Genomic DNA, 23,844 nt, shown 5'->3' with positions numbered 1-23,844 from the left:
GTCGAAACCGGCAGATTTGGTCCCTTCGCCAGATGTCCGGCGCTGGGATTGCCTTCGGCACGGTCTCCCGTGCCACCACACGGTCGGATAATGCGGCAAACGCCCGACCCATCGTGTCCTCTCCGTCCCAAGGCCCGCATGGGCCGACGGCGGGGCCGACGGAATGCACTCTGACTCACTCGAGGATCCGCCCAAGTGCAAGACCACCGTTTCGACTACCTGGTCTCAACCGCATGGCTCGCCGAGCATATCGACGCCCCCGACGTGCTCATCGTCGATGGCTCCTGGCATCTGCCGTCAACCGAGCGCAAGGCGGCCACGGAATATCGCGAAGCGCACATTCCCGGCGCGGTGTTCGTCGACATCGATGAAGTCGCCGATCACGCGTCCCCCCTGCCCCACATGCTGCCGCGTCCTGAAGCCTTCGCCAGCGCGGCGCGACGCCTGGGCATCGGAGATGGCCAGACGATCGTCGTCTACGACACGGTCGGCATCTATTCCGCTCCCCGCGTCTGGTGGATGTTCCGCGCGATGGGAGCCGAACGCGTGTTCGTTCTCGATGGCGGACTGCCGCGCTGGCTGTCGGAAGGCCGCCCCGTCGAGGAAGGCGTCGTCAAGCGGCCCCCGCGCCATTTCACGGCCCGCCTGAACAATTCCCTCGTAGCGACCCAGGCCGACGTCGAGGATGCCCTGAACAGCGGCAGCTCCCTGATCGTGGATGCCCGCTCGGCCGAGCGGTTCGCCGGCACCGCGCCGGAGCCCCGCAAGGATCTGCGCTCCGGTCATATGCCGGGCGCGCTCAACCTGCCCTACACGAACCTCATCGGCCCGGACGGGTCGCTCAAGTCGGTCGATGCGCTGATGGGTGCATTTGCGGATGCAGGCGTCGAACTCGACCGCCCGGTGATCACCACCTGCGGTTCCGGCGTCTCCGCCGCGGTCCTCAGCCTGGCGCTTCGCTCCATCGGACACACGTCGGTCTCGGTCTATGACGGATCCTGGGCGGAATGGGGCGCCAACCCGGACCTCCCCCTCGCCACCGGAAACGCGCGGAGATAGCGCGCTCGCGCATGTACACACCGCCCGCCTTCCGTGAAGACGACCCGGCCGTCCTCCGCGCGATCATGCGCGAGGCGGGCCTGTCGACGCTGGTGACGGTGGGCGAGGACGGGATCGTGGCGACCCCGCTGCCGTTGATGCTGGATGAGACGGAGGGGCCGTTCGGCACCCTTTATGGCCATGTGGCCCGGGCCAACCCCCAGTGGAAATCGGCGGCGGCGGGAGAAGCCCTGGTGATCTTCACCGGGCCGGACGCCTACATCAGCCCGTCCTGGTATGCCGCCAAGCGCGAGCATGGAAAGGTCGTGCCGACCTGGAACTACGTGGCCGTCCACGCCTACGGGCCGGCGGAATTCTTCGATGATGCAGGGCGCTTGAGGGCGGTGGTGACCCGCCTTACCGTTCGCCACGAGGCGGCACGCCGGGAACCCTGGCAGGTCGACGACGCGCCGGAGGACTTCATCGAAAATCAGCTCCGTCTCATCGTCGGCGTGCGGATCCCGATCACCCGGATCGAGGGCAAGCGGAAGATGAGCCAGAACCGCTCAGAGGCCGACCGGACCGGCGTCGCCAAAGGCCTGGCGGAGAGCCCAAGCGGCGCCGATCGCGACGTCGCACCACTCATTCCGACGACAACCCGCTAGCTAGCGGTCAATCACACCGTCGAAGAAACGTCTCAGCGCGGCGGCGACCTCCAAGGGGGCCTCCTCCGCCATGTGGTGGCCGCTCCGGATGGGGCTGTCCGGATATCTTCTGCGACACCCAGGCCGTCCAGGGGTCGGTCGGGTCACCGTAGAGTGCCTCCATGTCGTCGCGCACCGACCACAGCACGGTGAGCGGACACGCAAGCCTGCGCCCGGCCTCTCGATCCGTCCGATCGTGACCATAGTCGACGTCCAGTCCAGCTCGGTAGTCGGCGAGCATTCCCCGGACGACAATCGGATCTCGGGTGGCGGCAAGGAAATCTGCGGCATTTTCCGCGCCCATGGCCTCCCAGTCGCAGGGATACCAGAGGTCCGGACTGGAGGTGACCGCCGCCTCGGCCTTTTCGGACTGGGCAAAGAAGAACCAATGAAACCAAGCCCTCGCGAATCGCCAGTCTGCGCGCTCGAGAGCCTCAAAGATCGGCACCCCATCCATCACGGCCAGGGCGGAGACGCGATCGGGGAAATCCATCGCCAAGCGAAATGCCCGGTAGGATCCGCGGTCGTGACCAGCCACGGCAAAGTGCCGGTATCCCAGCGTGTCCATGCACTCCGCGAGCGCCGCCGCCTTTGCGCGTCCGCTCGAGCCTTCGATACTCACGGGTTGATAGCTCTTCCCGAAGCCCGGCATGTCGGGGCAGACCACGGTGCGGGATTGCGAAAGTTCGGGGGCGACCTTCCACCAGGTGGTGTGTGTCCGAGGGTGGCCGTGGAGGAGCAGTGCGGCGGGCCGTTTCCGCCACGACGCAGCCGGATCGGTCCCTGGCCCGTCTCGACGACCTCCAGCTCGAAGCCAGGAAAGAAGGAGCCCAACTTTGCCTCCCCGGCGGCGCCCGGGCCCAATCCAGCCCACCGCCACAGGCACCAAACCGACGGTCCGACGAACCACTATGGCCGATCTGAGAGCGGCCGCGACCGGTCGGTCGGCCGAACTCAGTGGTGCAGGATCTGGCTCAGGAACAGTTTCGTCCGCTCGTGCTGCGGGTTGGTGAAGAACGGCTCGGGCGCGTTCTGCTCGACGATCATGCCGGCATCCATGAAGATCACGCGGTTCGCGACCTGGCGGGCGAAGCCCATTTCGTGGGTGACGCAGATCATCGTCATGCCGGACTGCGCAAGATCGATCATCACGTCGAGCACTTCCTTGATCATCTCCGGATCGAGCGCCGAGGTCGGTTCGTCGAAGAGCATGACGTTGGGATTCATGCACAGCGCCCGGGCGATCGCCACGCGCTGCTGCTGGCCACCCGACAACTGGCCCGGGTACTTTTTAGCCTGTTCCGGGATCTTCACGCGCTCGAGGTAGGTCATTGCCACCTCTTCCGCTTCCTTCTTGGGCATCTTGCGCACCCAGATCGGCGCAAGCGTGCAGTTCTCCAGGATTGTCAGGTGCGGGAAGAGATTGAAGTGCTGAAACACCATGCCGACCTCGCGGCGGATCTCATCGATCTTCTTGAGATCGCTGGTGAGCTCGGTCTGGTCGATCATGATGGTGCCCGACTGGTGCTCTTCCAGCCGGTTGATGCAGCGGATCAGCGTGGACTTTCCGGAGCCCGACGGCCCGCAGATGACGATCCGCTCGCCCTTCTTCACGGTCAGGTTGATGTCCTTCAGCACATGGAATTCGCCGAACCATTTGTTGACGCCGACCATGCTGATCATGGTTTCGTCGGAGACCGTCATGTCGCCCACCGGGGCACGGGGCGCGGTCTGGAGTTCTGAGACCTCGGTCATGGCCTAACACCTTTCACTTGCACCGCCCGAGGAGATTGCACCCCGGCCGCGTCCGTCGAACCCATGGAGGACGCCGGCACAGCGCGGCGCCATCCTCTATGACGCCGTCAGTGCGCCGTACGATCGAGCCGCCTCTCGATGAACATCGAGTAGCGCGACATTCCAAAACAGAAGACCCAGAAGATGAAAGCGGCAAATATGTAGCCGGTCGCCGGCGTCACCGGAGAAGACCACTTCGGATCGACGAGACTCAGCTTGACCATCCCGAGAAGGTCGAAGAGGCCGACGATCAGGACCAGCGAGGTGTCCTTGAACAGACCGATGAAGGTGTTCACGATACCCGGAATGACGTGCTTCAGCGCCTGGGGAAGGATGATCAGCCGCATCTTCTGCCAGTGACCGAGCCCCAGCGCATCGGCACCCTCGTACTGTCCTTTCGGCATCGCCTGCAGACCGCCACGCACCACCTCCGCCATGTAGGCCGAGGCAAACATGGCCACACCGATGATGGCCCGCAGCAGCTTGTCGAACGAGACGTCGTCCGGCAGGAACAGCGGCAGCATCACACTGGACATGAACAGGATGGTGATCAGCGGAACGCCGCGCCAGAACTCGATGAACATCACCGAGAGCAGCCTGACGATCGGCATCTTCGAGCGCCGTCCGAGCGCCAACATGATGCCGATGGGGAGCGACGCCGCGATGCCGCACAATGCGAGCACCAGCGTGACCAGAAGGCCGCCCCACAGCGCAGTCTCCACCTCTCGCAGCCCGAAATCGATGCCCATGACCACCAGCACGACGGCGAAGACCGCAAATGGTACGAGCACCAGCGTGGCCGGACGACGGCACTCCCTGTAAGGGGTCGCCCCGAGGAACGCCGGCAGGAACACCACCGCCTCGACGATCAGAAGCAGCACCAGCAGCGAAAGCCACCAGCTGACGCCGATCTCGAACTCGCCACCCGACAGCAGGACGAGCGAGACGACCGGGAAGATGACCAGCAGGAACACTGCGTTCAGAGCCTTGAACGGCGCCTTCGGGATCGCCATCGGGATCATGCTGATGGCCAGCAGGAAGAACACGATGTCGACGCGCCACCGCTCATCGATCGGATAGCGTCCATAGATGTACTGGGGGAACCGGGCTTTGACGAAGGCCCAGCATGCCCCGACGTTCGGGCCGACGCAGGCCTCCCGGTCGCTTCCGGTCCACACCGCATCGATGAACAGGAAGTTGATCAGCGGCGGGATGGTGATCCACAGAAGGTAGAGGGCGATCAGCGTCATCGCCGTATTGGCGAGACCGGAGAACAGGTTCGTGCGGACCCATCCGACCACGCCGCTTGTGCTGCCGGGAGCCGGCAGCGCCGGGGCAGGTTCGGACCTGACGTATGCGATGTCCATGCCCGTGCCCCTACCGTTCCACCAGCGCCACATGCGCGTTGAACCAGTTCATGAACCCCGACGTCAGCAGCGAGATCGCCAGATAGACGAGCATCGTCAGCGAGATGACCTCGACGGCCTGACCCGTCTGGTTGAGGACCGTTCCGGCGAACACCGAGACGAGGTCGGGATAGCCGATCGCCACGGCCAGCGAGGAGTTCTTGGTCAGGTTCAGGTACTGGCTGGTCAGCGGCGGAATGATCACCCGCATGGCCTGCGGAATGACCACCAGCCACAGCGTCATGCCCGACTTCAGTCCGAGGGCGTGGGCGGCTTCGGTCTGTCCCTTGCTGACCGAGATGATGCCGGCCCGCACGATCTCGGCGATGAAGGCGCCGGTGTAGATCGCGAGCCCGAGCACCAGCGCGACGAGTTCAGGGATGACCTGGACGCCCCCGCGCAGGTTGAAACCCTGAAGCGCGGGCGTCTCCAGCGTGATGGGCCGACCCGCAAGGAAGAAGGCCACCACCGGCAGGCCGATGACGAGGCCGAGGACGGCAACCGGAACCGGGAAGCGCTCGCCGGTGGCCATCTGGCGCTTCCGGGCCCACCTCGCCACCACGAACGATGCGACGAGGCCGAAGACGAGCGCCGCGATCACCGCCGAGCTTCCCGGCCCGAGAACGGGCGTGGGAACATAGAGGCCGCGGATGTTCAGCGCGGCGCCAAACCCGAGCTCGATGGAATCCCGCGGGCCCGGCAGCTGCTTCAGCACCGCGAAGTACCAGAAGAACAGCTGCAGTAGCAGCGGCACGTTGCGCATCACTTCGACATAGGCGGTGGCGATCTGGCGGATCAGCCAGTTCTTCGACAGCCGCATGATGCCCGCAACGAACCCGAAGATCGTCGCCATGACGATGCCGATGACCGCCACCAGCAGCGTATTGAGAAGTCCGACGAGGAAAGCGCGCCCGTAGGACGACGTCGCCGAATAGGGAATGAGCGTCTGCGAGATCTCGAAGCCGGCCGTCTGAGACAGAAAGCCAAATCCGGACGCGATGTGCTGGCGCTGAAGGTTGGCGAGCACATTGGACGCCGCCTCGTAGACAAGGAACAGCACCACCACCAGGACGACGGCCTGATAGACCGTGCCGCGAACCTTCGGGTCGTAGATAAATGAGCCGCGCGAGCGCTCGGCGCGCAATGGTCCCGCACCGTGATCCTGAACCGCCATCAGTGCCCCTCGGAAGGTGAGGTTGTTGTTTGGGACACAGTCATCGGATCGCAGCCGGCCGAACGGCCGGCCACGACCCGATCATGTGCGATCAGCGGACAGGAATGCCGTACTGGAGACCACCGTCAGTCCACAGCGCATTGATGCCGCGTTCGATGGCGAGCGGCGTCGACGGACCGATGTTGCGATCGAAGATCTCGCCGTAGTTGCCCACGCCCTTGATCGCCTTCACCGCCCAATCATTGTCGAGGCCGATCGCCTCGCCATAGGCACCTTCGGTGCCGAGAAGACGCTTGATCTCCGGATTGTCGGAGCCCTTCATCTCTTCGACGTTCGCCTGGGTCACACCGAGCTCCTCCGCATTGACGAGCGCGTAGCCGACCCACTTGATGAGGTTGAACCACTCGTCGTCACCCTGACGGACCACCGGGCCGAGCGGCTCCTTCGAGATCACCTCGGGAAGGATCATGCTGTCGTCAGGATTGGTGAGCTTCAGCCGCTCGGCATAGAGGCCGGAGGCATCGGTCGTGAACGCGTCGCAGCGACCCGCGTCGTAGGCCTGGATGGCCTCGTTCGCGGACTCGAACACCACCGCGTTGATGTCCATGTCGTTGGTGCGGAAATAGTCGGACAGGTTGAGCTCGGTCGTGGTGCCGGTCTGCACGCACACCGATGCGCCGGAGAGCTCGAGGGCCGAAGTGATGCCGAGCGACTTGCGGACCATGAAGCCCTGGCCGTCGTAATAGCTGACGCCGGTGAAGTTCAGACCGAGCTGGGTATCGCGGGACATCGTCCAGGTGGTGTTGCGAACCAGCACGTCGACCGAACCGGACTGCAGCGCGGTGAAGCGCTCCTTGGCCGTCAGGGGGGTGAACTTGACCTTCGTCGGATCGCCGAAGATCGCCGCTGCGTAGGCGCGGCAATAGTCGACGTCGAAGCCATTCCACTCACCGGAGTCGTTGGTGGTCGCGAAGCCGGCAAGTCCGCTCGCGTTGGAGCCGCACTGGACGAACCCCTTGGATTTCACATCTTCGAGCGTCGCTGCGTTGGCAGCGGCCACGCCCAGCCCGATGGCGGCGGCAATGGCGATCGGGAGCACGGTCTTGTTCATGAGGATGCCTGCTCATTTCTAGAGTTAGACTGGAATGGTGAACGTTTTTGCAACCGGAGACTGCCGCGGCGGATCCGCCCTGATCGGATAGCTCGATCCCGGCTCGCCCCCCTGCACCTCCAGAGATTGTCATCACAGGCTATTCCGAGGGACCGGTCAAGGGGTTGCACGGGAGCGGGAAACCGCCGATCAGTTGATCCCACACGCAAGCTTCGTTCCAATTTTGCTGAAAATGGCGCCATGAACAAAACAAAACCAGCAGGTTCCGAGGATATCGCGACCCGGCTTGCCCACGCCGGCCCCTCGCCCCACGACAATCACGGCTTCGTCAACCCGCCCGTCTTCCACGGCTCCACAGTCCTCGCGCCGAACCTCCAGGCAGCCCAGGACCGGAGCCGCCGCTATCTCTACGGCCGCCAGGGCACGCCGACGATGGACGCGCTGGAGCAGACAGTGACCGACATCGAAGGCGCGGCAGGTACAATCCTGACGAGTTCCGGCCTGGAAGCATGCACCGTGGCACTGATGTCCTGCACCAAGGCCGGCGACCACGTTCTCGTCGCCGACAACGTGTACGGTCCCACCCGCCGTTTCTGCGACAAGGTGCTGGCCAGGTTCGGCGTCGAGACCACGTATTTCGACCCGCAGCTCGGTGCCGGGATCGCCGACCACTTTCGCGACAACACCACGACGGTGTTTCTCGAGGCTCCGGGGTCGCTGACCTTCGAGATGCAGGACATTCCGGCGATCGCCTCGGCCGCCAAGCAGCGCGGCCTCACCGTGGCAATGGACAACACGTGGGCGACGCCGGTCTATTTCCGGCCGATCGAGCACGGCGTCGACCTGTCGATCCAGGCCGCCACGAAGTACTTCGGCGGCCACTCCGATCTGCTGCTCGGCACCGTTGCGGCGAGCGAGGCGGCCTACCCCGCACTCAAGGAGATGCGCCTGTTCCTCGGCGTGAACGTCGGGCCGGACGACGTCTCCAACACGCTGCGCGGTATGCGGACCCTGCCGCTGCGCCTTGCACGCCATTTCGAGAGCGGCGTCACCGTCGCCCGATGGCTCGAGAACCGGCCGGAGGTCGAGCGGGTCTTGCATCCCGCCCTCGAAAGCGATCCGGGCCACGCGATCTGGAAGCGGGACTTCACGGGCGCGTGCGGGCTGTTCGCCATGGTGCTCAAGCCGTGCTCGAAGTCGCAGCTGTCCGCCTTCGTCGACGGGCTGCGCTATTTCGGCATCGGGGCGTCATGGGGCGGCTTCGAGAGCCTGATCACCTGTCCCGATCCGAGCGCGATGCGCACGGTGACGCCGTGGGAGGCAGACGGGCCGCTGGTGCGGCTGCACATCGGCCTGGAGGACCCGGCCGATCTGATCGCCGACCTGGAGGAAGGCTTCGGCCGGCTGGCACAGGACTAGCCCGCCCGCCACCACCAAGCAGAAATCTGCACCAACTACCTGATATAAAATGAAAATCCAGGAACGACGGGCGCTTCGTTCCTGGATTTTTTACGCCGAATGCGACGTCTATCGGGCTTTGACCGGGATCTGGTCAGTCCGTCTTCACCAGCGCCGCCCGGTGCTCGCGCATGATGAGCCAGAGATTGCGCACATAGATGACGAGACCCGCGGCCTGACCGGCGATGAAGACAGGGTCCTTCTGATGAACGGCATAGGCCAGCAGCATCGCGCCGCCGCCAAGCGAGAAGAACCAGAAGGTGACCGGCACCACCGAGCGTCGTGCCTTTTCGCTGGCGATCCACTGGACCAGAAAGCGCATCGAGAACATTGCCTGGGCGGCGAAGCCCAGAATGAGCCACAGGTCCATCTGAGAGATGAAGACGTGGTGAAACCAGTCCGCGACCGCGGCGAGTGTGCCGTCAGAGCCCATCGGAACGCCTCTCTTCTGGGCTCTGGATGCGACGCCGCCGCCGCATGAGCCACCAAACTCCGAACAGATCGAGGATGCCGACGGCCGCGCGGTCCCAAAGACCATAGTGCGAAGCGCCGAACCGCCGTTCCCGATCGACGACATCGACATAGCGCACGCCGCCCCCTTCCCGCTTCACCAGCGCGGGCAGGTAGCGATGCCAGCCGTCAAAATAGGGAAGTTCGAGGAACACCTCACGACGGATCGCCTTGAGGCCGCACCCGGTGTCGCGCGTTCCGTCGTTGAGCAACGTGCGCCGCAGCCCGTTCGCCCCACGCGACGCATAGCGCTTGGCCCATGATGCCTTGCGGCCCTGGCGTTCGCCGGCGACCATCGCAACGCCGTCGCCGCCAGCTTCCATCGAGGCCAGCATTTCCGGGATGAAGCGCGGATCGTTCTGGCCGTCCCCGTCAATGGTCACGATGACGCGGCCGCGGGCATAGCGCACTCCGGTGCGGATGCTGGCGCTCTGGCCGCAGGATTCCGCGTGGCGGATGTGCCTGAGCCAGGGCGAGGATGTGGCCGCCATGTCCGCGAGAACCCGATCGGTCTCGTCCGTCGAGCCGTCGTCGACGACCAGCACCTCGAACGGGCGCCCGCTCAGCGCGGCCCCGATCTCCGAGACGAGCCCCGGCAGGTTGCCGGCTTCGTCCTTCGCCGGGATGACGACCGACACATCGGGGCTGGCGCCTGGCAAGGACGCGGGATCAGTCGAAGGGATTGCTGAAACGGACAAGGTTCGGGTCGGGCTCGGTCGAATTGCTGATCACGATTGATCGGAGCGGCCGGACGACGCCGGATCTCCGTGCATATGGGAGAGCCTGCTATCCGCCTTCGGAGGCTCAATCAAGGCTCCGAGCGACGAAAGAGCGTCATCTCGAGGACATCGCCGTTGCCTATGTTGCGGCCGGTTTCGGTCGCCGCCTCCTCCAGCATGACCCCTTTTGCCTCGATGGCGGCCAGCGTCTCGGCCTGTTCCTGCGCGTCGACGGCGAGCACCGCGCATGGTGTCCGGGCGATGGCATCCGCCGCCTGCTGCGGCGAAGCGATCACCGTGTCCGTGCCGGCCAGGAAGACGAGGCTCATCTCGCGGAAGCCGACCGAGACGAGAACGGGGTCCGGGCAACCGGCCACGTCCCGTGCCACGGCCGCGATCCTCGGGCTGAGCCAGAGCGAGTCGAGACGCGGGAGCACAAGGCCCCAGGCGGCGACGTTGAGGAGGATGGAGGCTCCGACGGCGAGACAGACGGCTTGCAGGCGGTCCCGGTCCTGCACCAGCAGCCGTGCTGCCAACAGCGCCGCGGCGATGGCGACGAGCGTGAGCACGACCGCGACGAAGGAGATCCTGTCGCCGAGCACAAGCGGCAGCACGACTACTGTCGGCAAGAGGGCGATGGGAAGGCCCGCCAGTTCGATCGCGCCGAGCCACCTGAGCCAGCGCACCGGAAGCGGGCGATCGCTGCCGACGAGCACGAAACTCGCCGCGATCGCGAGCGCAGGCAGTAGCGGCAGGGTGTAGTGCGGCAGCTTCGTCGCGACGATCTCGAAGACGATCCATGACGGGATCGCCCAGGCCATCAGAAAGCGCATCACCTGCGAGCGGCGCTCGGCCCACATGGCGCCCGCGCCGACGACAGCCAGCGCCATGGCCGGCCACGCCACGCCCACGGACATCAGGAGATGGGTCAGCGGCGGCGCCCAATGGCCCTCCTGCCCGCTGCCCGCCTTGCCGAGGAAATCGTTCATCACGGCTTCCTGAAAGAAAGCGCCGTCGGTCGCCATGTTGATCGCGACAAACCAGGGCAGCACCATCGCGATGGTGAGGAGCAGTCCGGGCAGGATGTGCAGCCGGGCGAGCCAGCGCCACCTGTGGGCGTTGGCGACCGTCAGCCACAGAATGGTCAGCCCGCAGACCATCAGGCCGATCGGCCCCTTGATCAGGATGCTGGCGGCGATTGCCACCCAGAAGACGAGCGGCCAGCCGAAGAAGGACGACTTGCGTTCCGCCAGCCAAATGCGCGCCAGGGCCGCCTGCGCGAACACCACGGTCGCAGTCAGCATCGCATCCGTCTTGGCGAGGTGGGCCTCAACGTTGAGTACGACGATCGCCAGCGTGATGAACCCCGCGACGAGGGCCGGCAGCGGCCCCATGAAGGCGCGGGCGGCGATCACCGTACCGAGGACGGTCAGCACCGCGCCGAGCAGCGAGGGAAGCCTGTAGACCCAGAGCGGTGCGTCGGCGCCGTATCCCGATACCTCCACGGCCGCGGCCTGGAGCCAATAGATGCCGATCGGCTTCTTGTAGCGCGGCTCGTCCTGCAGCCGGATGTCGACATAATCGCCGCGCTCGACCATCTGCTTCGAGGCCTGGACGTAGCGTGGCTCGTCGCGATCGATGGGCGGAACTGCGGCGAGACCGGGGATATAGGTGAGCGCTGCAAGCAGCACGAGAAGCACTGTGCACAGTCTGAAGTGGGCGCCGACGAAACCGGCGAAACCGCCCGTCAACTGCGCATGGGTCCGGCTCGTCGGTCGGGGCGAAGGGGCTGACGCGGAAATGACGGTGGTTCCTTCGTGAGGGAGCGGGCGTCGGGCGCCGCGTTTTGGCGCACTCCGGGATCTCGCCCGATCCGTCCCCGCGTGATAGCCGTCCAGCATCGAGAACGTCAACGCGACTGAAGGGGGCAGCCTTGACCACGTTCGTACAGCTTACGGATCTGCATCTTCGCCCGCGTGGCGCTCCCGCCCTGCGCATTGCCGAGTCGAACATGCTCACGGCCCGTGCCGTGAAAGCGGTGCGCGCGATTTCGCCTGCCCCGGACGCTGTGGTGGTCACCGGCGACGTCGCCGATACCGGCGATCCGCGAGAGTACGAGGTGGCCAAAGAGCTCCTGAGCGCCCTGCCCGTGCCGGTCTACGTCATGCCCGGCAACCACGACAGCGCCCAGACCATGCGGACCGCCTTCGCCGACTGGCCGGGCGTTGGCGACACGCCAGCCGATCACTTCTCGTACACGGCCGACATCGGACCTCTGCGGCTGGTGGTGCTCGACACCTCTGTCCAGGGCAAGCCGTATGGAGAGCTGGGCGCCGGCCAGCTGACCTGGCTCGATGCCCGCCTTGCCGAAGCAGGCGATCGGCCCACCGTCATCGCCATGCATCATCCGCCGATCCGAACCGGTCTCGCGCACATGGACACCTACGACCTGCGCGATGGGGCCGCCCTCGCCGAGATCGTCGGAAGCCACGGCAACGTCGAGCGGATACTCGCCGGTCACGTCCACCGCCTCATCGTGTCCGCCTTTGCCGGCACGTCGGTGATGATCGTCCCGGGGGTCTCCCACCAGGTGGAGCTGAACCTCGAGCCCAAGGCGCGCGCGCAGATCGTGCTGGAACCGCCGGCTTACGGGCTGCACACTTGGCTCGGATCCAGTCTGGTCTCCCACATGGCCTACGTGGAATCCTATCCCGGTCCCTACCCCTTCAATCCGGACAAAGGTGTCACATGGCCGGGCTACTGACCGACATCGCGGCGGAACACGACATCCCGACCATGGATGACGTTCGGGCCGCGGCAGCGCGGCTCCTGGGGGTCGCGGTCCGCACGCCGATCGTGCACGCGCATGTGCTCGACGAGATCGCCGGCGGACGGGTGTTGGTGAAGGCCGAACCGCTGCAGCGCACCGGCTCGTTCAAGTTCCGCGGCGCCTACAATCGGCTCTCGCTGATCGCGCCGGAGGCACGCACCGCCGGCGTCGTCGCCTGCTCATCGGGCAACCACGCGCAGGGCGTGGCCGAAGCGGCCCGCCTGCTCGGCATGCCCGCGACCATCGTGATGCCGTTCGATGCACCAGCGATCAAGCGCAGCCGCACGCTACGATCCGGCGCGAGGATCGTCGACTACGACCGGGCGACCGAGGACCGGGACGAGGTCACCAACGCTTTGGCCGACGAGCTCGGCGCCACGCTGGTCCACCCCTACGACGATGCCGGGGTGATCGCCGGTCAGGGAACGGTCGGGCTGGAAATCGCCGAAGACTGCATCAGCGCCGGCATTCGCCCCGATGTGGTGATCGTCCCGGCCGGCGGCGGGGGGTTGGCCGCAGGCATCGGGCTCGCTGTCAGCGACGCCATGCCCGGCGTCGCGCTGGTGACGGCCGAGCCCGAGGGATTCGACGACCATGCCCGGTCGTTCGCCGCCGGTACCCACGTCGCCAATGACCGGATGTCGGGCTCGCTGGCCGATGCCATCTTGACGCAGACGCCCGGCCGGCGGTCGTTCGCGATGAACCACGGACGCTATGCTTACGGGACGGCGGTGAGCGACGATGAAATGCTCGCCGCGGTCGCCACGGCGGCAAACGAGCTGAAGCTGATCGTGGAGCCCGGCGGCGCGGCCGCCCTTGCCTCAGTACTCGCCCGCAAGGTCGACCTTCAGGGGCGCATCGCCGTGGTGGTCGTGTCCGGCGGCAACATCGATCCTGCCATGCTGGCACGCGCACTCGGGGTGAGTTGACCTCTGCCACCACGCGACATTTCCGATCAGAATTCTGATCGGAAATGCTTCGGTTTCAATGAGTTGAGGGCACCTTTTCGCTCAGATTTACGGGGGCCCACCGGTCGATCCTTCAGCCCCAGAGCTCCGGCTCGGGCGGATAGAGCAGCGATCCCTCGAAGCGCAAGCCGGGGTCGCGGTCGCGCGCGAGGAGCAGCGGCCCGTCGAGGTCGACGAACGCCGCCTTCTGGGCATAGAGCACAGCCGGTGCCATCGCCAGCGAGGTCGCGAGCATGCACCCGACCATCACCGTAAGCCCGAGCCGCTCGGCTTCCTGGACCATGGCGAGGGCCTCCGTCAGGCCACCCGACTTGTCGAGCTTGATGTTCACGGCGTCGTAGCGCGCCGTCAGGCCCTCGAGTTCCGACATGACGTGGACACTCTCGTCCGCACACACCGGCACCGGACGGCGCACGGTCGCAAGAAGCCCATCGCGATCGGCCGGCAGCGGCTGCTCCACGAGTTCCACACCGACGTCCGCGCACGCCGTCATCGCATCGAAATAGGTATCCCGGCTCCACGCCTCGTTTGCGTCGACGATCAGCCGTGCGTTCGGCGCGCCGGCGCGCACCGCCTTGATGCGGGCCACATCACCCGGACCACCGAGCTTCACCTTCAGCAACGGCCGATCCGCAGCTGCTTCCGCCGCAGCGCGCATCGACTCCGGATCGCCGAGGCTGAGGGTGTAGGCCGTCGTCAGCGGCTGAAGCGACGCGAGCCCCGCCGCCTCGAAGGCGCGGATGCCGGTAACCTTGGCTTCGATATCGAACAGGGCGCAGTCGATGGCGTTGCGGGCGGCCCCTGCCGGCATCAAGTTGCGAAGCGTCTCCCGGTCGAGACCAGCCGCGACACGCTCCGCCATCGCCTCGATGTCGGCGACGACGCCGGCCACGCTTTCCGCGTAGCGGGAATAGGGAACGGCCTCGCCGCGACCGCGATGCTCGCCGTCGGTGATCTCGGCGACGACGACCGTCGCTTCGGTCCGGCTTTCGCGCGAGATCCGGAATTCACCGGCGATCGGGAACGTCTCGACCTTGACTTCCAGGGATCGGGTCATGACGTCGGAAAACTCGCCTTTATCTCTTCGACGATGTCGGCAACGCCGAACCGGACGGGGTCGGTGGCGGGGAGATTGTATTCGGCGGCGGTGGCGTCGAGCACTGAACGTGCCTCCGCTTCGCTCAGCGCCGCGGTGTTGATCGCGATGCCGACGCACCGGATCTCCGGATTGGTCAGGCTGCCGCAGCGCACCGTCAGATCGATGACGTCGCGAATCGAGGGCAGAGGGTGCTGAACGCCGCGCATCTTCGTACGGGTCGGTTCATGGCAGACGACGAAGGCATCGGGCTGCGCGCCGTGCAGCAGACCGAGCGACACGCCGGCGAACGACGGGTGGAACAGCGATCCCTGCCCTTCGATCAGATCCCAATGCTCTGGATCGGCGGCCGGGGCGATCCATTCGGCGGCGCCGGAAATGAAATCCGCGACCACCGCATCGATTGCCGCGCCACGTCCGGAGATGAACACGCCGGTCTGGCCGGTGGCCCGGAAGTCGGCATCGAAGCCCGCCTCCCGCATTCCCCGCTCGAGCGCAAGCGAGGTGTACTTCTTGCCGACCGAGCAGTCCGTTCCGACCGTGAGCAGACGACGGCCCGGACGTTTGGTGCCCTTGCCGGTCGCGAAGCGTTCGGTCGAGTGACGGACATCGACGAGACGGCGACCGTTGCGCGCGGCGGCGTCGCGAATCTCCGGCACGTCGGACAATTTCTGGTGAAGTCCGGTGGCCACGTCCATGCCGGCATCAAGCGCCGCGACGATCGACGACACCCAGTGCTCCGGCAGAACGCCCCCGGCGTTGACGGCGCCGACCACCATCGTCTTGGCCCCGGCACGGGCGGCGGCGGCCGCGTCCATTTCCGGCAGACCCGCATCGGCCTGGCAGCCGGGGAGCCGCCACTGACCGACGCACCACTCACGTCGCCAATCGACGATGCCGAGGCCCGTCTTGGCGGCCAACGCGTCCGGGACATCTCCCAGAAACAAGAGATACGGGTTTTCGAGTTCCATGAAGCGAACCGGGTTTGGGAGGAGACACTGTGTGCTTGCGCCTCTCGACGCAACGTGTGCGAAACACTAACACTTCGCAGAGGGTTTGCCAGAGGTCGGAACGCCCCGCGTTTCCGTCCGACGGTCGGCTGACCAGCAAAGGCGAGTGATGAACGTTCAGTCCGTACCGGAGACAGCACGGCTTCGTGTCGAAAACGGCAATACGGACATGCCGGACGTGGTCGTGGCCGGTCCATGGACCCTTTATCATGCCCGCCACGCGGAAGACCTCATCGAAGGCGTCACGCTTGAGGCCGCCCAGTCGGTGTCCATCGACCTCGGCGGTGTCAGCGAACTGGACACGGCGGGCGCCTGGCTCATTCACCGGCTGCGCGCGGGGCTGGAGTTCCGCGGCGCACGGGTCGAGCTGGTGAACGTCGACGAGCGATTCGCGCCGCTGTTCACCGAAATCGAGAACCACGTCCCCCGCCAGTGGCAGCCACGCCGCAGCCGCTTCTCGATCCTCAACACGCTCGAGGGGATCGGCCGCCAGGCCGAAACGATCTTCAAGGACGCCGTCGCGGTCATCAGCATCCTGGGAGCCTTCGGAATCGGCCTGACGGCAGCGCTGTTCAATCCCTCGCGATTGCGTGGCATCTCGATCCTGGCGAACTTCGATCGCGCCTGCCGCGGCGCCGTCCCGATCGTGGCACTGATGTCGTTCCTGATCGGCCTGATCATTGCCCAGCAGGGCGGCTTCTACCTGCGGCAGTTTGGTGCGGAGACCTTCGTCGTCGATCTGGTGGGGGTGCTGGTTCTGCGCGAGATGGGCGTGCTGCTGACCGCGATCATGGTCGCGGGCCGGTCGGGAAGCGCGTACACGGCCGAAATCGGCTCGATGAAGATGCGCGAAGAGATCGACGCCCTGAAGGTCCTCGGCCTCGAGCCTGTCGAGATCCTGGTCATTCCGCGGCTGATCGCGCTGATGCTGGCCCTGCCGCTGTTGACGTTCGTGGCCGATATCGCCGCGCTCGCAGGCGCCGCGCTCGTGTCCTGGGTCTACATGGCAATTCCGCCCGAAACGTTCCTGCAGCGCCTCCACGAGGCCGTCAGCACGGAAGAGCTCATGATCGGCCTGGCCAAAGCACCGTTCATGGCCCTGATCGTCGGCCTGATCGCCTGCGTCGAAGGGCTGAAGGTTGGCGGCAGCGCCGAGTCCCTCGGCCAGCAGACGACCAATTCCGTGGTGAAGGCCATTTTCATGGTCATCGTCGTCGACGGTCTGTTTGCAATCTTCTTCTCGGCCATGGGGATCTAGGAATGGTTGGACAGACCCCCGAAACTGACCAGACAGCAACCCCGCAAGACGCCGCCACGCGCGGAGGCGCGAACGGCCACGACATCATCCTGAAGGCGCGCGCCGTCACCGTCGGGTTTGGCGACGCCCTGATTCTCAAGGACCTCGATCTCGACGTCTATCGCGGTGAAATCCTGGGGTTCGTCGGCGGGTCGGGCACCGGCAAGTCGGTCCTGATGCGCACGATCCTGCGGCTGATGCCGAAACGGGCCGGAACGATCGAGGTGTTCGGCAAGGATCTCGACAAGCTGTCGGCGCACGAGCTGTCGAGCGTCGAGCAGCGCTGGGGTGTGCTGTTTCAGATGGGCGCCCTCTTCTCGTCCCTGACGGTCAAGCAGAACATCCAGGTGCCGATGCGCGAGCACCTCGATCTCAGCCAGCGGCTGATGGACGAACTGGCGCTCCTTAAGCTCGAGCTGGTTGGACTGCCGCGCGAATCGGCGGAAAAGTTCCCTTCGGAGCTTTCAGGAGGCATGATCAAGCGTGCCAGCCTCGCCCGCGCACTGGCCCTTGATCCCCAGCTCGTCTTCCTCGACGAGCCGACATCGGGGCTCGACCCGATCGGTGCCGGAGATTTCGACGCGCTCATCGGGAATTTGCGCGACACATTGGGACTGACGGTCTACATGGTCACTCATGATCTCGACAGCCTCTACACCGTGTGCGACCGCATCGCAGTGCTGGGGGAGAAGCGCGTGCTGTTAACGGGAACGATCGACGACATGTTGAAGTCCGATCATCCCTGGGTGAGGTCCTATTTCCACGGCGTCCGTGGACGGAAGCTCGCAGGCTGAGCTGAATGGAAACACGGGCCAACTACGTCGCTGTCGGACTGTTCGTGCTGCTGGTGCTGACCGGCGCGCTCGGCTTCGTCTACTGGCTCTATTCAGCCGGCAACACGACCCAGCGAACGCCGATCGAGATCCTCTTCCACGATCCGGTGACCGGCCTCGCCGTCGGCAGTCCCGTCGTGTTCAACGGCATCCGCATCGGCGAAGTCAGCCAGCTGGGGTTCGTGAGCGCCGATTCTCCGACGGTTCTCGCACGCGCTCAGGTCGATCGGAACGCGCCGATCAAGAAGGACACCAAGGCCGAACTCGGGGTCCAGGGGCTGACCGGTGTCTCCTACGTGTCCCTTTCGGGCGGCGACGCGACCTCCCCTTCGATTTTCGTCGGAGATGCGATCCCGGAAATCACCGCCCAGCGTTCGGCGATCCAAGATCTGCTCCAGGGCGCCCGCGACATCCTGGTGAAGACCGATTCGACGATCGGTCAGATCGACCAGCTCATTCAGGACAACAAGGACAAGATCTCCCGGACCGTATCCAACGTGGAGACGTTCTCGAACGCACTTGCCGACAACTCCGACAATATCGACCGGCTGCTGACGGATATCAGCGACGCCGGGGCTGCGATCGCGAAGGTCGCTCCCCACGTCGAATCGCTTGTGTCCCGCGCCGACAGCCTCGTCGCGGAAGTGAAGCCGGAAGACGTTCAGCGCATCACCGCCAACGTCGTCGAGTTCACCGATCGCCTCGGCGAGTTCAGCGGGAACATGAGGCAGGTCGTCGACAGCGTGACTGCGGCCGCCACCGATTTGCAGCAGTTCGCTGCCGGCCTGAACACCTCGCTGAGCGATGTCGACAAGCTGATCACCGCGGTCGATCCCGCGACCATCCGGTCGATCCTCGAGCAGGTCAACAATGTGGCGACTGCCGTCGGCCAGCGTAGCGAGGACATCGACAGCTTCATCGCGGACGCGAAGACCAGCGCCGAAAACATCCGCTCGCTCTCCCAGTCCATCAATGGGCAGACCGCCGATATCGAGGCCATCATCGCCTCCACCCGCAGCGCCACCGACCGGGCCGATGCGATCGCCGGGAGCCTGCAGCCCGCCGCGGATCAGATCGGCCGAGTGGTTGCCGCGGTGAACCCGGAAGCCATCGAAACGATCGTCAATCAGTTGCGGTCCGTCTCCACCGTCCTCGGAGGGCGCAGCCAGGATATCGACCGGTTCATCGCGGACGCCACGGTGAGCGCGGACAACGTCCGCACGGTGACCCAGTCGTTCGCCGACCAGAACGGTGACATCCAGGCGATCATCGCCTCGACCCGCAGCATCACCGAGCGGGCCGATACGTTCGTGGCCAGCCTCCAGCCGAGCGTCGACCGCCTCGACAGCCTGCTCGCGGCCATCGACACGGCGGACATCCGGACCATCGTCGCCAACGTGCGCGAAGTCACCCAGGCCATCGCGGGGCGCTCCGAGGACATCACCGCGATCATCGTCAACGCCAAGGAGACGGCCGCAAGCGCGCGCGCCTTCGCCGACAGGCTCGATGCACAGAAGGAGACGATCGACCAGGTCGCGAACAATGCCCGGGACATCACCGACAAGCTGAACGCGGCCTCGACCCGGGTGAATTCGATCGTCGACAATGTCGGAAACATGGTTGAAGGCGACGGTCAGGGCCTGATCAAGGAAGCAACCGAAGCGGCCCGTGCGATCAAGGTGGTCGCGCAGGCGTTCGAGAGCCGGGCCGGTACCATCTCTTCCGGCCTCGAGCGGTTCTCGACGACCGGTGTGGACGATTTCCGCGGCGTCATGACCCAGGCCCGACAGACGCTTCTGGAGATCGAGCGCGCCTTCTCCAACCTTGATCGCGACCCGAGCCGCGTCATCTTCGGCGGCCCGAACGGTCCCCGCTACCAGCCGCAAAGACGCTAGGATTGAGCAAGATGGCTGAGTTTCCGTCCGCCCGCCTGAGTTCGCGTGCCATGCGGCGCGTCCTGCTCGTGCCCCTTCTGGCGGCTGGGCTCACCGCCTGCGCGTCGTTGGGAGGCGAAAGTACGGTCAAGGCGATCTACACGCTGTCTGCGCCCGAGGAAATCGCCAACCTCCGAGGCAACTCCAGCGCCCAGATCCTGATCGCGACACCGATGGCTCTTGAGGCACTGAACACCAACCTCATCGCCGTACGGCCCGGTCCTTCCACCCTCTCCTACTATCCCGATGTGCAGTGGGCGGACCGTCTTCCGAACGTCTTCCAGGCAATATTGTCGAACGCGTTCGAGAACACCGGGCGTGTGAAGGCGGTCGGACTCCCCGGTCAGAGCCTGCTGATCAACTATCAGATCGTGACCGAAATCCGGGCATTCCAGGCGGAGACGGCTGGAAGCCAATCGGCGGTGGTGGAAGTTTCCGTCAAAATTCTCGACGACCGAACCGGCCGCGTGCGATCGAGCCGGATCTTCCGCAGCGAACAGCCGATCTCCGGCGATTCCGTCGGGACGGCCGTCAACGGGCTCGATACCGCGAACAAGGCGGTGGTCGACGAGATCGTGCGCTGGACGCTTGCGACCATCGGCTGACGACGGGCACCGTCCGGCGCCCTCGCCGTTCTCCTCCCGCCTGCTATTTCGCCTGACGGTCTGCCCGGTCGGGCACGATCTTGAGGCGCGCGACCAGATCCGTCGCGGCCAGTCGCGCGCTCTCCAGGTCCGATTTGGCTGCGGCGATCGCCTCGACGTCCGCACTCGACAGATCGTCGTCATCCTCGACATCGATCGAGGCGATCATTTTCCCGGCCGCCCCGATCGATGCCGCAACCCGTGCCGCCGCGTCGCTGGCCGGCGCGTCGGTTGCGTTGACGAGGTCCGTCGCCTGGAAGAATTGCGAGAGGCCGCGGATCTCCGCCTGCAGGTAGAGAAGCACCAGCGGCTGACGGTCGAAGGGGCCAGACACCACCGCCGCCTTGTCCGCATCCTCGACGAGCGCCGTGGCGAGGCGGTCCTCCGCCGCAGCCGCCCCGCGCACGAAGGTATCCAGGATCTTCGCCAGGGCTGCGTCTGCCCGCCGGTAGGCTGGATTGTCGGCGGCCGGCGTCGCAAGCCAATCGCCGTAGCCACCATCCTTTGCCCACTCCGAATCGAGGGCTGTCGAAATCGCTTTCACGTTGGCGGCGACCAGCCCGGCAAACCGGCATGATTCGGCAAACCGGTCGCTTCCCGGCTCGGCCGGCGTCGCAACCAGCAGCCGCTCGAACGCTGGCAGCCCTTGTATCTGCGGTGATTCCTGCGCGAGCGCGCCCACGTCCTCCGGACCGGACTGCGATCCGTCCTGTCCGGTGATCGGCGTCGGCTCGGTCTTCGAATCAGTCGAGGGAGTGGCCGGCACCGGCGTCTTGAGCCGTTCGAGCCGTCGGTTGACGTCGGCCGGACCAAAATCGAGGAAGGCGACCGCGCCCAGGGCCTGCACCGTGCGCTGGAAGCTCTCGTCGACCGCGCTGCGCGTCGTGTCCGACGGATTGGCACAATAGCGGACGGTGGCGGTCTGCAGAGCGTTTGCGGCGTCCGCAAGGGCCCCATAGCCGGGCCTGATGTAGCCTTCGACCACCCCGGACAGCACCGCTTCGATCGGCCTGTTGAACTCCGACTCAGCGGCCAATCCGGGGACTGGAACGACCGTCGCCGTCAGCAGGACGACCGCGGTCGCCCTCGCCCATCGTCCAAATGCCATCCAGGTTCTTGAACGCGTCACAGTTCGCCCAACTCTCGCCCGCGAGGAATCGACCCATTTCTAGACGATTTTCTCCCGCTTGGAGAAGCTGTGGTTTCCGAGCCTTCTCTTGCTCGGCCGATCCTGCGCGCCGCAATGTCGTCCTTGTGGAAAAACGATCATGCGTTTGTTCCCCTTGCGCCATCGAGCTCGGCACCCTATACGAAGGCCTTCCCGGGCGCATAGCTCAGTTGGTAGAGCAGCTGACTCTTAATCAGCGGGTCCACGGTTCGAGTCCGTGTGCGCCCACCACTACCCCCAAGGGGTTAGCGGTACTCCGGGGGGACTCAGACCTTTCGTTTTGCAGGCATTTTGCAAGATACGTTCACGGTTTGGGTCTGATCGAGACGACCTGAGCGTCGGGGAACCGGTCGAAGATCGGCCCTAGAACGGCGGGATCTAGGTCGCGCCAGCTCGGCCACCATACGTTGACACCCACCGATTCGCAGCGCTGCGCCATGTCGGCTGTGCCCCGCCCGCCGGGGAAGCCGACCGCGAGGTCGGGCAGCCAGGCCTCGAGCATCGTCTGATTCCTGTGGAAGCCCGCTGCGGCGTCGTAGAGGCGGCCGGCGCGGTTCCGGCGCACCACGGCGCCTGGGCGGTCGACGTCGCCCCAATCCGCCTGACACGCACGCTCGAGCACGCCGTGGCGGCGCGCCCAGGCGCCGGCCAGACTGTCGGCGCCGCCAGCCCCGCCGTGGACGAGCTCGGAGACCTGGTCCTCGCTATGGATCCAGTCGAGCGCCCAGTCGACCAAGAGCTTGTCGTCGAAGTCGCGACCGCCGAAGGCGAGGACGCGGCTACCCATCCTGAAGCGCCGCCGCCCTGCCCTTCCGGCTGTAGCGCCGGCGGCTCTCAACGACTCTCGGCCTCAGCCGCCGAACCGCTCTCGCGACCGGGTTACGCCTCAGCCGCTTCCTGCGCTTGGACATCGCGCGCCGCCCTCCACTTCTCGTATTTGGCCGCGGCGCTCTCGGCGAACTTCAGGTCGCGGCTGAAATAGTGCGCGTCGAGGATCGCCTCGGCATCCTTCAGCGAGTGGCCGGTGAATGAGGCAATCTCGGCCACCTCACCACCGGCGTGGAAGAGGCGGGTCACCGCCGAGCCGCGCAGGTCGTGGAAGGTGAGGTCCTCGGTTACGGCGGCGCGGCGGCAGGCCTTCCGCCACGAGCCGCGGAAGCCGTCGTTCGTCCACGGCAAGTTCCGGCTGTTGAGCAGCACGTGTCCCTTGACGGTCGCGCCCTCGATCGAGCGCTGGCGCCCCCTTTCCTCTTCGAGATCCGCGCGCAACGGTCCGCCGACCGGGATCACCACGCGCTTCTTCGTCTTGCTTTGCCGGAAGCGCAGGAAACGACCGTCGTATTGGGTCCACGACAGCGAGAGGAGGTCGCCCTGCCGCTGCCCCGTCCAGAGCGCCAGCCGCAGCGGTAGCTTCATGTGTCCTGGCGCGTTCGCGAGGAAGGTCTCCTCGTCCTCGAAGCTCCATACGCGATCCTGCCGCTCTGCCTTGTAGACGCGGCCGCCGCGTTCGCACGGATTTGTGTCGATCAATCCGTCATCGAGACCAACGGATAGGATGCGGGCAAGGACGGTCCACGCATAGTCCGCCCTGCGCTTTCCTTGCGGAATCAGTCCGTCGCGCCATCCCTTGAAGACCGACCTCGCCCTGCGCTGGCTGAGCGCGGCGATCGGCATGGTTCCAAACTCCTCGCGGATCTCGCGCATGTAGCGGAGGTAGTCGCGCCGGGAGCTCTGGGAGAGGCCGGTGAAGGCCGCAGAGCGCTGGAAATAGTCGATCACTTCGGCCAGGGTGCCGCTCGGCGCGGCGTGACGCTCCTGACGCGCCTTGTGCAGAGCGGCCATAAACTCCGGGGTCCCCGGCTTGCCCGGAAGACGCGGGCCGCCCCGCCATGCGTAGTAGTAGGTCCGTTTAGTTCCGTCGGCCAGCTTGGCCGTTGCGGACGCCACCCCCTCGAGATTGACCCTCATATCCACGCTCCTGGAACCAGCGGTCTGCAATGGATATGTCATCCGTACCTTCCGTTGACAAGCCGGATAGCTGATCGAGAGCCCGGTCGATGGCCTTCCGGTCCCAACGGCGCGTCCCGATCACCGGGCCGGGAAGTCGCCCGGCGGCGACCCACTGAGAAAACGCCGACGAAGAAATACCG

Annotated in this window: 22 protein-coding genes and 1 tRNA gene; 10 read left to right on the top strand and 13 right to left on the bottom strand. The window is 65.6% G+C overall.

Annotation, left to right across the window (positions count from 1 at the left end; all coding sequences use genetic code 11):
• The first annotated feature begins 195 nt into the window (after positions 1-195).
• Entirely contained in the window at positions 196-1,059 is an 864-nt protein-coding gene (gene sseA, locus ACSSVZ_RS14720) for a 3-mercaptopyruvate sulfurtransferase (RefSeq protein ID WP_453971175.1), read from the top strand.
• Positions 1,060-1,070: 11 nt separating this feature from the next.
• Complete coding sequence (locus ACSSVZ_RS14715; protein WP_453971174.1) at positions 1,071-1,703, top strand: FMN-binding negative transcriptional regulator; 633 nt, start codon at positions 1,071-1,073, stop codon at positions 1,701-1,703.
• Positions 1,704-1,710: 7 nt separating this feature from the next.
• Here ACSSVZ_RS14715 and ACSSVZ_RS14710 read toward each other — a convergent pair whose 3' ends face one another.
• The 5 genes from ACSSVZ_RS14710 to ACSSVZ_RS14690 form a co-directional block, all read right to left on the bottom strand.
• Positions 1,711-2,616, bottom strand: a complete 906-nt coding sequence (locus tag ACSSVZ_RS14710; protein ID WP_453971409.1) for an alpha/beta fold hydrolase — start codon at positions 2,614-2,616, stop codon at positions 1,711-1,713.
• An 80-nt stretch (positions 2,617-2,696) separates the two neighbouring features.
• Complete coding sequence (locus ACSSVZ_RS14705; protein WP_453971407.1) at positions 2,697-3,446, bottom strand: amino acid ABC transporter ATP-binding protein; 750 nt, start codon at positions 3,444-3,446, stop codon at positions 2,697-2,699.
• Between the two features lie 158 nt (positions 3,447-3,604).
• Complete coding sequence (locus ACSSVZ_RS14700) at positions 3,605-4,903, bottom strand: amino acid ABC transporter permease (protein ID WP_453971173.1); 1,299 nt, start codon at positions 4,901-4,903, stop codon at positions 3,605-3,607.
• Between the two features lie 10 nt (positions 4,904-4,913).
• Entirely contained in the window at positions 4,914-6,116 is a 1,203-nt protein-coding gene (locus ACSSVZ_RS14695) for an amino acid ABC transporter permease (protein WP_453971172.1), read from the bottom strand.
• A gap of 91 nt (positions 6,117-6,207) precedes the next feature.
• The gene (locus tag ACSSVZ_RS14690; RefSeq protein ID WP_453971171.1) at positions 6,208-7,227 is read right to left on the bottom strand and encodes an amino acid ABC transporter substrate-binding protein; all 1,020 of its coding nucleotides are present in this window, start codon (positions 7,225-7,227) and stop codon (positions 6,208-6,210) included.
• Between the two features lie 240 nt (positions 7,228-7,467).
• Here ACSSVZ_RS14690 and metC point away from each other — a divergent pair, with 240 nt between their 5' ends.
• Complete coding sequence (metC, locus tag ACSSVZ_RS14685) at positions 7,468-8,646, top strand: cystathionine beta-lyase (RefSeq protein WP_453971170.1); 1,179 nt, start codon at positions 7,468-7,470, stop codon at positions 8,644-8,646.
• Between the two features lie 133 nt (positions 8,647-8,779).
• Here the strand turns inward: metC and ACSSVZ_RS14680 are convergent, their stop codons facing one another.
• From ACSSVZ_RS14680 to ACSSVZ_RS14670, 3 genes are all read right to left on the bottom strand, one after another.
• Positions 8,780-9,118 (bottom strand): lipid-A-disaccharide synthase N-terminal domain-containing protein, encoded by a 339-nt coding sequence (locus tag ACSSVZ_RS14680; protein WP_453971168.1) that lies wholly within the window; start codon positions 9,116-9,118, stop codon positions 8,780-8,782.
• A complete protein-coding gene (locus tag ACSSVZ_RS14675; RefSeq protein ID WP_453971405.1) occupies positions 9,108-9,878 on the bottom strand; it encodes a glycosyltransferase family 2 protein in 771 nt (256 codons plus the stop codon). Before ACSSVZ_RS14675 ends, ACSSVZ_RS14680 begins: the two co-directional genes overlap by 11 nt.
• Before the next feature lie 125 nt (positions 9,879-10,003).
• Complete coding sequence (locus tag ACSSVZ_RS14670) at positions 10,004-11,665, bottom strand: ArnT family glycosyltransferase (RefSeq protein ID WP_453971167.1); 1,662 nt, start codon at positions 11,663-11,665, stop codon at positions 10,004-10,006.
• Between the two features lie 182 nt (positions 11,666-11,847).
• Here ACSSVZ_RS14670 and ACSSVZ_RS14665 point away from each other — a divergent pair, with 182 nt between their 5' ends.
• Positions 11,848-12,678 carry a phosphodiesterase gene (locus tag ACSSVZ_RS14665; RefSeq protein WP_453971166.1) on the top strand — a complete coding sequence of 277 codons (831 nt, stop codon included), beginning with the start codon at positions 11,848-11,850 and terminating at the stop codon, positions 12,676-12,678.
• Positions 12,663-13,673: a threonine ammonia-lyase gene (locus ACSSVZ_RS14660; RefSeq protein ID WP_453971165.1), complete on the top strand. Its 1,011-nt coding sequence runs from the start codon at positions 12,663-12,665 to the stop codon at positions 13,671-13,673. Before ACSSVZ_RS14665 ends, ACSSVZ_RS14660 begins: the two co-directional genes overlap by 16 nt.
• 112 nt (positions 13,674-13,785) lie before the next feature.
• Here ACSSVZ_RS14660 and dgcA read toward each other — a convergent pair whose 3' ends face one another.
• Positions 13,786-14,769 carry an N-acetyl-D-Glu racemase DgcA gene (dgcA, locus tag ACSSVZ_RS14655; protein WP_453971164.1) on the bottom strand — a complete coding sequence of 328 codons (984 nt, stop codon included), beginning with the start codon at positions 14,767-14,769 and terminating at the stop codon, positions 13,786-13,788.
• Positions 14,766-15,779 carry an N-acetyltransferase DgcN gene (gene dgcN / locus ACSSVZ_RS14650; RefSeq protein WP_453971163.1) on the bottom strand — a complete coding sequence of 338 codons (1,014 nt, stop codon included), beginning with the start codon at positions 15,777-15,779 and terminating at the stop codon, positions 14,766-14,768. The genes dgcA and dgcN overlap by 4 nt, the downstream gene beginning before the upstream one ends.
• Before the next feature lie 148 nt (positions 15,780-15,927).
• Between dgcN and ACSSVZ_RS14645 the strand changes: the two genes are divergently transcribed.
• Genes ACSSVZ_RS14645 through ACSSVZ_RS14630 form a run of 4 tightly spaced genes read left to right on the top strand, consistent with a single transcriptional unit; the run spans position 15,928 to position 20,487 of the window.
• Entirely contained in the window at positions 15,928-17,076 is a 1,149-nt protein-coding gene (locus ACSSVZ_RS14645) for an MlaE family lipid ABC transporter permease subunit (RefSeq protein ID WP_453971162.1), read from the top strand.
• A 2-nt stretch (positions 17,077-17,078) separates the two neighbouring features.
• A complete protein-coding gene (locus ACSSVZ_RS14640; RefSeq protein WP_453971161.1) occupies positions 17,079-17,909 on the top strand; it encodes an ABC transporter ATP-binding protein in 831 nt (276 codons plus the stop codon).
• A gap of 5 nt (positions 17,910-17,914) precedes the next feature.
• On the top strand, positions 17,915-19,843 hold the full coding sequence (locus ACSSVZ_RS14635) for an MlaD family protein (RefSeq protein WP_453971160.1): 1,929 nt from the start codon (positions 17,915-17,917) through the stop codon (positions 19,841-19,843).
• Between the two features lie 11 nt (positions 19,844-19,854).
• Complete coding sequence (locus ACSSVZ_RS14630) at positions 19,855-20,487, top strand: ABC-type transport auxiliary lipoprotein family protein (protein WP_453971159.1); 633 nt, start codon at positions 19,855-19,857, stop codon at positions 20,485-20,487.
• Positions 20,488-20,530: 43 nt separating this feature from the next.
• Here the strand turns inward: ACSSVZ_RS14630 and ACSSVZ_RS14625 are convergent, their stop codons facing one another.
• Positions 20,531-21,634, bottom strand: a complete 1,104-nt coding sequence (locus ACSSVZ_RS14625) for an imelysin family protein (RefSeq protein ID WP_453971158.1) — start codon at positions 21,632-21,634, stop codon at positions 20,531-20,533.
• A gap of 215 nt (positions 21,635-21,849) precedes the next feature.
• Between ACSSVZ_RS14625 and ACSSVZ_RS14620 the strand changes: the two genes are divergently transcribed.
• Positions 21,850-21,925: transfer RNA gene (locus ACSSVZ_RS14620), tRNA-Lys, on the top strand.
• 73 nt (positions 21,926-21,998) lie between these two features.
• Here the strand turns inward: ACSSVZ_RS14620 and ACSSVZ_RS14615 are convergent.
• Together ACSSVZ_RS14615 and ACSSVZ_RS14610 are read right to left on the bottom strand one after the other, a co-directional pair.
• Positions 21,999-22,481 (bottom strand): DUF2493 domain-containing protein, encoded by a 483-nt coding sequence (locus ACSSVZ_RS14615; protein WP_453971157.1) that lies wholly within the window; start codon positions 22,479-22,481, stop codon positions 21,999-22,001.
• 92 nt (positions 22,482-22,573) lie between these two features.
• Positions 22,574-23,692: a tyrosine-type recombinase/integrase gene (locus ACSSVZ_RS14610; protein ID WP_453971155.1), complete on the bottom strand. Its 1,119-nt coding sequence runs from the start codon at positions 23,690-23,692 to the stop codon at positions 22,574-22,576.
• Positions 23,693-23,844 lie beyond the last annotated feature (152 nt).

The organism is Amorphus sp. MBR-141 (assembly GCF_053628695.1).
The sequence above is the reverse complement of the archived record's forward strand: the minus strand, read 5'-3'. Positions and strand labels throughout refer to the sequence as shown.